We start from the raw sequence: 11,193 nt of genomic DNA, 5'->3' as shown, positions 1-11,193 counted from the left end.
TATGGTTAACCGGGATAATAAATTGATAAAAATAAAAAAGCCCCGAAAAGGGGCTTTAGAAAAATTTTGGTTATTAGCTGCCGATACCAGCACCTTTTTTACATTTCGTTGCATCAGTACTAGACGCGGCAACTGCATAGCTTACCCCACCAGTACCATCAAATGTTGCTGTCATATCGCAGTTAGAATCGCTCCAAGTCAATACAACGTTTGTTGCGTTGATTGCAGGAGTACCAGTTAATGCAAGTTTTGGATTTTTTCCAACTTCAGTAGCGATATCTGTACATGCAATACCTGTTTGTATACAAGTTTGTGTTTTTTGAGAAAATGCGCTTAGGCCTTTCATGGCAGCACCACCTTCGGCGGTAATTACATAATCCTTATATGCTGGCAATGCGATTGCAGCCAAAATACCGATAATGGCTACTACAATCATTAATTCGATCAAGGTAAAACCCTGAGCTTGCTTGTTCATCTTGATACCTTTCATTTTTTGCTCCAAATATAATGCAAATTGTTGTTTATCGATTGTGTTCGTTTCGGCTGCTTATCTTGATTGCTTGGAATGAATTGCTGGTTTTTTGGCTAGCGACAATTCACTTTGAGCTAATTTTGATAAGGAAGGCCGAAACGGCCATCTCGCCTAGGTAAAAGTTAGTACAAAGTTAAGTAAAATGAAACAACTTTTACGCATAAAGTATTAATTAAATGATTATTTTGTCTAAAAACTTGACGCTAAAACGTATTGCGTTCTAACAAACGTTTGACAATGTTAGTTAAGTTGACGCATTTAAAACAACGTCAAAACATCGGCGCGCATTATACCTGTGTTTTGTTAGGCTATTTAGTGGGTTTATGCTGTAAAGGGCAGGAAGCTAGAATCTAGGACGTTGCTGCGCAACTGCTAGGGCGCTCGCAAGCTCGTTCTAGAATCTAGAATGTAGGAGCTACGAGCTAGGCCCTAGGAACTAGTCCCTAGAGCCTATAACCTTCTTTTTAACCTTTCAGTCGCATGGATAGATCTAAGGCGCGAACATGCTTGGTGAGGGCGCCGACGGAAATATAATCCACCCCCGTTTTGGCAAATTCTGCCAAGGTGTCTAAGGTGACATTGCCTGAGACTTCAAGTTTTGCACCTTTGCCTTTAGCTTGGCTTTTTGCATTCAGTTCAACCGCTTCGACCATCATAGTGATATCGAAGTTATCTAACATAATGATATCTGCGCCAGAATCCAGTGCTAATGCCAGTTCGGCTAAGGACTCGACTTCGACTTCAACGGGTTTATTGGGGTGTAAAGTGCGCGCTGCATCCACTGCTTGGCGTATGCCACCACAGGCCATAATGTGGTTTTCTTTAATTAAGAAGGCATCAAATAGACCAATACGGTGGTTTTTACCGCCGCCGCAGGTGACTGCATATTTTTGGGCAGTGCGCAGCCCTGGAATGGTTTTACGGGTATCGAGCAGCTGTGTGTGAGTGCCTGCAAGTTTGTCTACATAGTGTTTGGTGAGGGTGGCGACACCGGATAAGGTTTGGATAAAGTTCATCGTGGTGCGTTCGCCAGTCAATAAGGCGCGAGCGGGGCCGGATAATTCACACAAGACTTGATTGGGTAACACAAGATCGCCATCATCGACATGCCAATGCAGCGCGACTTCGCCACCTAATTGATTAAAGACTTGTTCTGCCCAGGCTTTGCCACAAAAAACGCCTTCTTCGCGGGTGATTAAGGTCGCTTCGGCATATTTATCCGCCGGAATAAGTTCGGCAGTAATGTCACCGTAGGCAATGGTTTTGGTATGCTCGTTGATTTCAGTGCCGCCAAGATCTTCATTGAGCGCGGTTTTTACGGCGTGGCGAATATCGTTTTCTAGCATGATCGGAGTCCTTGCTTTTATACGTCGGGCGAGTGGGCATGGGTTAACATGGGTCAATCGTCTGCCTGCTTGCATTTGGGCTTAAGATTATCATGGCTGCGCCGCTAGGTGCTAGAGCGTCGCTTTGCTCCTTCTAGAATCTAGAATCTAAAATCTAGCGCCTAGAAGGGCGAAGCCCGCTCTGCTTTCCTAGCAGTCGCGTAGCGACGTTCCGTTTTTAAGGAGTAAACATGGGTTTTGAGTTTGGTTGGTATCGCGCGGTGCGGCGCTGTGAATCGCCACATTTTAATCAACGCCCCTTTGGGGAGATTAGTCTGTTGGTGATCCACAATATCAGCCTGCCCGCTGGATGTTTTGGTTTACCTTACATCGATCAATTATTTCAAGGCTGTTTAGATACCAGTGCCGATGAAACTTTCGCCGATTTAGCGGGGCTTAAGGTATCAGCACATTTTTTAATTCGCCGCGATGGTGAATGTGTGCAGTATGTGAGTTGTGAAGATAGAGCTTGGCACGCTGGCGTGTCCCGTTATGGTGAAAGGGAAAATTGTAATGATTTTTCCATTGGCATTGAGCTCGAAGGGACGGATACTAAGCCCTATACTGCCGCACAATATCAACAACTTGTTGAATTGACTCAAGCCTTGTTTGCACAATACCCTAGCTTGAGTGTCGAGCGGATTGTTGGGCATTGTGATATTGCGCCAATGCGTAAAACTGACCCTGGCCCAAGCTTTGACTGGGAAAGGTATTTAACGGCGCTGCGTTGAAGGCAAAGAAGGATGCTGCTTCTAGAATCTAGGACGCTTCGCTGCTAGGACGCAGCAAAAAGCACTGTTCTAGGACGCCACTTCGTGGATCTAGAACCTAGATGGGCGAAGCCCGCTCTGCTTTTTCTAGTCCGTCCTGCTTTTTTACAAGGAGTACTATCGATGGCATTATTTTCATTACTGGTCGCCATTCTTGTGGAGCGACTAAAGTTTCTTCCCGCCTCTTGGCAGTGTGATCGTGTACTGCAATCTTACCAATCCAGCTTTTTTGGCGATAAAGCGTCGCTTAATAACACTAATATGTTGCTGGCTTTGATACTGCCCGCGGGTGTGGTTTATCTGTTGGGTTGGATTGCGTCGGGTATGTTTTGGGGAGTATTAAGTCTCGCGCTATGGGTGCTGGTGGCGATTATTTGTTTTAATCATCAAAAACAGCGCGATACCTTTAAAAAATATATGCAGGCGGCGTGTCGCTCCGATGTGCAGGCCTGTTATCACTATGCTGCTGAATTAGATTGCAGTGAGTGTTTGGAGGCGGTTTCGGAAAAAGATTTAGGTGCTAAGGTCGGGCAGAGCGTTGCTTGGATTAACTATCGTTACTACGGTGCAGTGGCATTATGCCTTATTTTTCTTGGACCTGTGGGGGCAGTGTTATATTGCACTGCGCGATTTTATGCGGAGGAAAATATACGTAAGTCACTTAATTTACCGCTGATTGAAGATATTATGTTTGCGTTTGATTGGCTCCCAAGCCGAGTGTTTTCCTTTGGCTATGCGCTCAGTGGTCAGTTTAGTGAAGGACTCGCGGCGTGGCGCAATAATGCGTTAAATATCAATGCCAGTGCTAGGCAAGTGGTCACTGAAACCGCACTCGCTGCCCAGCCTTTGCCCGAGGTGTCTAGCGCGCCTGTTTGTGTGCAGTCGACCTTAGCATTGTTAGTCTTAAGCAAACGTAACTTTACGCTGATGGTTGCTGTGTTATCACTGCTGACTATTTTTGGATTGGTGAGTTAATAAGAAGGACGCTGCGAGGCTTCTAGAATCTAGGACGCTTCGCTGCTAGGACGCAGCCAAAAGCACTGCTCTAGGACGCCACTTCGTTGCTCTAGAATCTAGCACCTAGAACCTAAAATCTAGAATCTATAAGGGCGCAGCCCGTTCTGCTTTTTCTAGCTACTGCGCTTTTTGCAGCGATCTAGAACCTAGCCGCTAGCACTTGCTCTTGCTGTGGTTTAATGGTCTGACCCCATGATGAGTTTTTTAGGCTATGCTCTCTCATCGTGAGCGGTTTTGAGTGAGATCACCTTTTAAGGTTGATTTTCAATCTGGACATCAAAAGTGTGATTTGATAAAGTGCGCTCACTCATAAAAATTGGTAAGACCAATTTACAACGGAGCTGAGCGCCAAATGGCCTATAGTAAAATTAATCAGCCAAAAATTTCTGATGTGATCATGGCGCAACTCGAGCAAATGATCCTCGAAGGCAGTTTACAGCCGGGCCAGAAATTACCACCGGAGCGTGAACTGGCCATCCAGTTCGAAGTATCTCGTCCCTCATTGCGTGAAGCGATTCAAAAACTTGAGGCGAAAGGGCTATTAATGCGCCGTCAAGGCGGCGGTACTTATGTCAAAGAGCAACTCTGGCAGAGTCTTGCCGATCCTATCGTTGAATTAATGACAGCCGATCCAGAAAGCCAATACGACTTGCTGGAGTTTCGTCATGCGACCGAAGGCATGATGGCCTATTTTGCCGCATTGCGTGGCACAGACGCTGATATGCAAAATATCAAGCGGATGATCCTTGAGGTGGAAGCCGCCACCAATATCGAACAACAAGCTGCTGCTATTGTGCGCTTCTATCGCGCCGTCGCTGAAGCGTCACACAATGTGGCTATGTTGCATCTCGTACTCAGTTTAACCCCTGTGCTGCATAAGAATGTGGCGCAAAACCTGGAGCTTTTAAGCCGCCGCGAAGAAGCTTCCACTATGGCTAACGATCACAGACGTGCTCTGCTCGCTGCTATCGTTCGTCGTGATCCTGAAGCCGCTAGAGAAGCCTCTAATGAACATTTAAGTTACATCGAAGAGGTGATGTTATCTGTGCGGGAAGAAGATAGCCGGTTGCAGCGAAGTTTGCGCCGTTTAAAGAGTGGCGCTTAAGTTCCCGACTTTAGCACTCGCTAAAGCGGAATATGCCGCAAACACCATTCATTATCATGTATATAGAGAAGGACAGTGTCATGTCTGAAGATATGCTACAAGACTTAGATCCGTTAGAGACTCAGGAATGGGTTGATGCCCTGCAAGCTGTATTAGAACAGGAAGGCCCTGAACGCGCCCATTTCTTATTAGAGAAACTGATCGATAAAGCCCGTCGCAATGGCACACACTTGCCTTACACGGCGACCACAGCCTATTTGAACACCATTCCAGCGGGTCAAGAGCCGCACATGCCAGGCAACCAAGAGATGGAACGTCGCATTCGCGCCATCATCCGTTGGAACGCCTTAGCTATGGTGCTACGCGGTTCTAAGAAAGATTTAGAGTTAGGCGGCCATATTTCGAGTTTCGCGTCGAGTGCAACCATTTATGACGTGTGCTTTAACCACTTCTTCCGTGCGCCAAACGAGAAAGACGGCGGCGACTTAGTGTATTTCCAAGGTCATATTGCCCCAGGTATCTATGCGCGTTCATTCTTAGAAGGTCGTTTAACTGAAGACCAACTGGCTAACTTCCGTCAAGAAGTGGATGGCAAAGGTCTGTCTTCGTATCCGCACCCTAAATTGATGCCTGACTACTGGCAATTCCCAACGGTTTCTATGGGGTTAGGCCCAATTCAAGCGATTTACCAAGCGCGCTTCTTAAAATATCTAACTGACCGTGGTCTGAAAGATTGTTCTGAGCAAACCGTTTACTGCTTCTTAGGTGACGGTGAGTGTGACGAGCCAGAAGCCTTAGGTGCGATTGGTTTAGCCGCCCGTGAAGAATTAGATAACTTAGTCTTTATCATCAACTGTAACCTGCAACGTCTGGACGGCCCAGTACGCGGTAACGGTAAGATCATCCAAGAACTGGAAGGCGAATTCCGCGGCGCTGGCTGGGAAGTCGTGAAAGTGATTTGGGGTCGTTACTGGGACCCATTATTGGCCCGTGATACCAGCGGTAAGTTATTGCAGTTAATGGAAGAAACCGTTGACGGTGAATACCAAAACTGTAAAGCCAAAGGTGGCGCTTATACTCGCGAACACTTCTTCGGCAAATACCCAGAAACCGCCGAAATGGTAGCGAACATGTCAGATGATGACATTTGGCGCTTAAACCGTGGTGGTCATGACCCAGTTAAAGTGTACGCGGCATTAGACCATGCGCGTAAGACTAAAGGTCGCCCAACGGTGATCCTAGCGAAAACCGTTAAAGGTTACGGCCTAGGTGATGCGGGTGAAGGTAAGAACATCGCCCACAACGTGAAGAAAATGGGTATCGAGTCTATCCGTTACTTCCGCGATCGTTTCAATATCCCGATTCCTGACGATCAATTAGAAGATCTGCCGTTCTACCACCCAGGTCCAGATTCGGAAGAAGTGAAGTACATGATGAGCCGTCGTGCCGCGCTGCATGGTAGCGTGCCACAACGTCGTGAGAAGTTCAGCGAAGAGCTGGAAGTGCCATCACTGAAGATTTTCGATTCGATCTTAGCAGGCTCAAATGGCCGTGAAATTTCATCGACCATGGCGTTTGTTCGCGTACTGACTGCGCTGTTAAAAGACAAGAAAATTGGCAAAAACATTGTGCCAATTATTCCTGACGAAGCGCGTACTTTCGGTATGGAAGGTCTGTTCCGCCAAGTGGGTATTTATGCTCACGAAGGCCAAAAATACGTACCGCAAGACTCTGACCAAGTGGCTTACTATCGTGAAGATAAAACCGGTCAGGTGCTGCAGGAAGGTATTAACGAACTGGGTGCAATGTCATCTTGGGTAGCGGCTGCGACCAGCTACTCAGTCAACGATACACCGATGATCCCATTCTACATCTACTACTCAATGTTCGGTTTCCAACGTATTGGCGACATGGCATGGGCTGCGGGTGATATGCGTGCACGTGGCTTCTTAGTCGGTGGTACTTCAGGCCGTACAACACTGAACGGTGAAGGTTTACAGCATCAGGATGGTCACAGTCACGTACTGGCTAACACTATTCCTAACTGTATTACCTACGATCCAACTTATGGTTATGAAATTGCCGTTATCGTTCAAGATGGTATCCGTCGTATGTACGGCGAAAAACAAGAAGATATCTTCTACTACCTGACCACAATGAACGAAAACTATATTCAGCCTGAAATGCCAGAAGGTGCCGAGGAAGGTATCGTTAAAGGTATCTACAAGCTGGAAACGGTTAGTGGTTCTGGTAAAGGCAAAGTGCAGTTACTGAGCTGTGGCACCATTCTTGAGCAAACCCGTAAAGCGGCGCAAGCGCTGGCGAAAGACTTTGGTATCACTGCCGACGTATTTAGCGTGACCAGCTTCAACGAACTGACTCGCGATGGTCAAGCGGCAGAACGTTGGAACATGCTGCACCCAACGCAAACGCCAAAACAAGCGTATATCAGCCAAGTGATCTCCAGTGATGCGCCTGCAATCGCAGCAACTGACTACATGAAGATCTACGGCGAGCAGTTACGTGCATTTATGCCAACCGATTACAAAGTGTTAGGTACTGACGGTTTCGGTCGTTCAGACAGCCGTGACAACCTGCGTCACCACTTCGAAGTGGACGCTAAGTTCATCGTTATCGCGGCACTGAAGTCACTGGTTGATCGTAAAGAGCTGCCTGTTGATGTGTTAGCGAATGCCATCAAGGAATACGGCATCGACGCTGACAAGATCAATCCACAGTACGCGTAAGAGGCAATAAAAATGGCTGAATTAAAAGAAGTTTTTGTTCCTGATATCGGCGGCGATGAAGTACAAGTTATCGAAATCTGTGCTTCTGTGGGCGATACCTTAGCAGCGGAAGAGTCGATTCTGACCGTTGAAAGCGACAAGGCGACCATGGACATTCCTGCGCCTTTCGCGGGTGTGTTAGCCGAATTGAAAGTGGCCGTCGGTGACAAAGTCAGCGAAGGTACCTTAATTGCGATGATGCAAGCAGCGGGCGCATCCGCTCAAGCTGCTGCGCCAGTTGCTCAAGCTGCCGCTTCTGCGCCAGCTCCAGCAGCACCTGCTCCAGCCCCTGTGGCTGCCGCGACAGCGACGGGCGCAACCCAAGTGGTTGAAGTCACTGTGCCGGATATCGGTGGTGACACCGATGTGTCTGTTATTGAAGTCTTAGTCGCCGCTGGCGATAAGATTGAGGTTGACGCTGGCCTTATCACGCTTGAAACCGACAAAGCGACCATGGACGTACCATCGCCATTCGCGGGTGTGGTAAAAGAAGTGAAAGTGGCTGTGGGTGACAAGGTTTCCCAAGGCTCATTAGTGATCATGCTCGAAGTGGGTGGCGCAGCTCCTGCTGCCACGGCTCCACAAGCAAGCGCGCCAGCAGCGTCAGCTCCTGTCGCTCGAGCTGCACCTGCGGCGGCTGTTGCTCCAGTAGCTGCTGCACCAGTGGTTGCCGTTAAAGAAATCCAAGTGCCAGATATTGGTGATGCCAGCAATGTCGATGTGATCGAAGTGCTAGTGTCTGTGGGTGATATGATCACTGCTGACCAAGGTTTGATCACGTTAGAAACCGATAAAGCGACCATGGAAGTGCCTGCGCCATTCGCCGGTAAACTGCTGTCGTTAACCGTTAAAGTCGGTGATAAGGTTTCTCAAGGTAGCGTGATTGCGACGATTGAAACTGTGACTGCCGGTGCAGCTCCTGCACCTCAAGCCGCCGCGCCAGCATCTGCACCAGTCGCCCAAGAAGTGGCTCCAGCACCTGTTGCAGCCGCGCCTAGCCGTCCACCGGTTCCACATCACCCAAGTGCAGGTGCGCCTGTGTCTACTGGTGCGGTGCATGCGTCTCCTGCGGTTCGCCGTTTGGCCCGTGAATTTGGTGTGGATCTCACTCAAGTGACGGGTTCTGGCCGTAAAGGTCGCATCATGAAGGAAGACGTTCAGGCGTATGTGAAATACGAACTGTCTCGTCCTAAGGCGACAGCAGCAACTTCCGTTGCAGCGGGTAGCGGTGGTGGTTTGCAAGTAATTGCCGCACCGAAAGTGGATTTCAGCAAGTTTGGTGAAGTGGAAGAAATTCCATTAAGCCGTATCCAGAAGATCTCTGGTCCAAACCTGCACCGCAACTGGGTAACTATTCCCCACGTGACTCAGTTCGATGAAGCTGATATCACTGAAATGGAAGAGTTCCGTAAGCAGCAGAACGACGCAGCGGCGAAGAAGAAAGCCGATTATAAGATCACTCCGCTGGTCTTTATGATGAAAGCTGTGGCGAAAACGCTACAACAGTTCCCAGTGTTCAACTCAAGCTTAAGCAGCGACGGTGAATCACTGATCCAGAAGAAGTACTACCACATCGGTGTGGCGGTTGATACGCCAAACGGTTTGGTTGTGCCAGTGGTGCGTGACGTGGATAAGAAAGGCATTATCGAGTTATCTCGTGAGCTGGCAGATATTTCTATCCGCGCCCGTGACGGTAAGCTGAAGTCCGCCGATATGCAGGGCAGCTGCTTCACTATTTCAAGCCTAGGTGGCATTGGTGGTACTGCATTTACCCCAATCGTTAACTACCCAGACGTGGCGATTTTAGGTGTGTCTAAATCTGAAATTAAGCCTAAGTGGAATGGTAAAGAATTCGAGCCTAAATTGATGTTGCCACTGTCGCTATCCTACGATCACCGCGTGATCGATGGTGCAATGGCTGCACGCTTTAGCGTGACCCTGTCAGGAATTCTGTCCGATATTCGTACTTTGATTCTGTAAACAAATAAGGCTGCTCATCTTGAGTGGCCTTTTGTTTATTGTGATCAGTATCAAACACAGGTTAAAATGCGCCCACCTTACGCGCTGGCGCATTTTCGGTTGGCAGGATTACTCCCCTCCAACGGATTGAATGAGAATTAGAGGAAAACATGAGTAACGAAATCAAAACTCAGGTAGTGGTATTAGGTGCAGGTCCTGCGGGATATTCTGCTGCCTTCCGTGCGGCTGACTTAGGTCTGGAAACCGTTATCGTTGAACGTTTTAGCACTTTAGGTGGCGTGTGTTTGAACGTGGGTTGTATCCCATCTAAAGCCCTGTTACACGTTGCTAAAGTCATCGAAGAAGCCAAAGCCGTTGCTGCACACGGTGTGGTGTTCGGCGAGCCAACCATCGATTTAGACAAGTTACGCAGCTTCAAGCAAAAAGTGATCAGCCAGTTGACTGGTGGCTTAGGCGGCATGTCTAAAATGCGTAAAGTAAACGTTGTTAATGGCTTCGGTAAATTTACAGGCCCTAACAGCTTAGAAGTGACTGCTGAAGACGGCACTGTGACCGTTGTTAAGTTTGACCAAGCGATCATCGCTGCGGGTTCTCGCCCAATCAAACTGCCATTCATTCCCCATGAAGACCCACGTATTTGGGATTCGACCGACGCATTAGAACTGAAAGAAGTTCCTGGCAAACTGCTGGTAATGGGCGGCGGTATCATCGGTTTAGAAATGGGTACGGTTTACTCTTCTCTGGGCAGTGAAATCGACGTGGTTGAAATGTTCGACCAAGTGATCCCTGCGGCTGACAAAGACGTTGTTCGCGTATTCACTAAGCAAATCAAGAAGAAATTCAACCTGATCCTCGAAACCAAAGTCACTGCGGTTGAAGCCCGTGAAGACGGTATCTACGTTTCGATGGAAGGTAAGAGCGCGCCAGCAGAGCCTGTTCGTTACGATGCGGTGTTAGTGGCAATCGGCCGTACGCCAAATGGTAAGCTTATCGACGCTGAAAAAGCGGGCGTTAAGATTGATGAGCGTGGTTTCATCAACGTAGACAAGCAATTACGTACAAACGTACCGCACATCTACGCAATCGGTGACATCGTTGGTCAACCAATGTTGGCTCACAAAGGCGTGCACGAAGGCCACGTTGCGGCTGAAGTGATCGCGGGTATGAAGCACTACTTCGATCCAAAAGTGATCCCATCAATCGCTTACACAGACCCTGAAGTGGCCTGGGTTGGTCTGACTGAGAAAGAAGCGAAAGAGCAAGGTATTGCTTACGAAACAGCGACTTTCCCATGGGCAGCCAGCGGCCGTGCAATCGCTTCAGATTGCAGCGAAGGTATGACTAAGCTGATTTTCGATAAAGACACTCACCGCGTAATCGGTGGTGCTATCGTAGGTGTGAACGGTGGCGAACTGTTGGGCGAAATCGGCCTAGCCATCGAAATGGGTTGTGATGCTGAAGATTTAGCATTAACCATTCACGCTCACCCAACGCTGCACGAGTCAGTAGGTCTTGCGGCTGAAATCTACGAAGGTTCTATTACTGACCTGCCAAACCCAAAGGCAAAGAAAAAGTAATTTAACCTTTGTCTCGTCCTGAAATAAGTTGAGACTTATAT

8 protein-coding genes are annotated in these 11,193 nt (G+C 48.2%); 6 read left to right on the top strand and 2 right to left on the bottom strand.

Going from position 1 to position 11,193, the window contains the following annotated elements; genetic code table 11:
* Positions 1 to 73: 73 nt before the first annotated feature.
* Together L976_RS06065 and nadC are read right to left on the bottom strand one after the other, a co-directional pair.
* Positions 74 to 475 (bottom strand): prepilin-type N-terminal cleavage/methylation domain-containing protein, encoded by a 402-nt coding sequence (locus L976_RS06065; RefSeq protein ID WP_156143235.1) that lies wholly within the window; start codon positions 473 to 475, stop codon positions 74 to 76.
* A 521-nt stretch (positions 476 to 996) separates the two neighbouring features.
* On the bottom strand, positions 997 to 1,878 hold the full coding sequence (gene nadC / locus L976_RS06060; protein WP_047535181.1) for a carboxylating nicotinate-nucleotide diphosphorylase: 882 nt from the start codon (positions 1,876 to 1,878) through the stop codon (positions 997 to 999).
* Positions 1,879 to 2,108: 230 nt separating this feature from the next.
* Here nadC and ampD point away from each other — a divergent pair, with 230 nt between their 5' ends.
* The 6 genes from ampD (at position 2,109) to lpdA (ending at position 11,152) form a co-directional block, all read left to right on the top strand.
* Positions 2,109 to 2,648 carry a 1,6-anhydro-N-acetylmuramyl-L-alanine amidase AmpD gene (gene ampD, locus L976_RS06055; RefSeq protein WP_047535178.1) on the top strand — a complete coding sequence of 180 codons (540 nt, stop codon included), beginning with the start codon at positions 2,109 to 2,111 and terminating at the stop codon, positions 2,646 to 2,648.
* A 162-nt stretch (positions 2,649 to 2,810) separates the two neighbouring features.
* The gene (ampE, locus tag L976_RS06050) at positions 2,811 to 3,662 is read left to right on the top strand and encodes a beta-lactamase regulator AmpE (RefSeq protein WP_037413617.1); all 852 of its coding nucleotides are present in this window, start codon (positions 2,811 to 2,813) and stop codon (positions 3,660 to 3,662) included.
* A 394-nt stretch (positions 3,663 to 4,056) separates the two neighbouring features.
* Positions 4,057 to 4,809 carry a pyruvate dehydrogenase complex transcriptional repressor PdhR gene (gene pdhR, locus L976_RS06045; protein ID WP_011070781.1) on the top strand — a complete coding sequence of 251 codons (753 nt, stop codon included), beginning with the start codon at positions 4,057 to 4,059 and terminating at the stop codon, positions 4,807 to 4,809.
* An 80-nt stretch (positions 4,810 to 4,889) separates the two neighbouring features.
* Positions 4,890 to 7,556, top strand: a complete 2,667-nt coding sequence (aceE, locus tag L976_RS06040) for a pyruvate dehydrogenase (acetyl-transferring), homodimeric type (RefSeq protein WP_037413614.1) — start codon at positions 4,890 to 4,892, stop codon at positions 7,554 to 7,556.
* 12 nt (positions 7,557 to 7,568) lie between these two features.
* Positions 7,569 to 9,575, top strand: a complete 2,007-nt coding sequence (gene aceF, locus L976_RS06035) for a dihydrolipoyllysine-residue acetyltransferase (protein ID WP_047535174.1) — start codon at positions 7,569 to 7,571, stop codon at positions 9,573 to 9,575.
* 149 nt (positions 9,576 to 9,724) lie between these two features.
* On the top strand, positions 9,725 to 11,152 hold the full coding sequence (gene lpdA / locus L976_RS06030) for a dihydrolipoyl dehydrogenase (RefSeq protein ID WP_011627382.1): 1,428 nt from the start codon (positions 9,725 to 9,727) through the stop codon (positions 11,150 to 11,152).
* Positions 11,153 to 11,193 lie beyond the last annotated feature (41 nt).

It is taken from the genome of Shewanella sp. ZOR0012, assembly GCF_000798835.1.
GTDB classification, from domain to species: Bacteria; Pseudomonadota; Gammaproteobacteria; order Enterobacterales; family Shewanellaceae; genus Shewanella; species Shewanella xiamenensis.
This window is presented reverse-complemented; position numbering and strand designations above follow the sequence as displayed.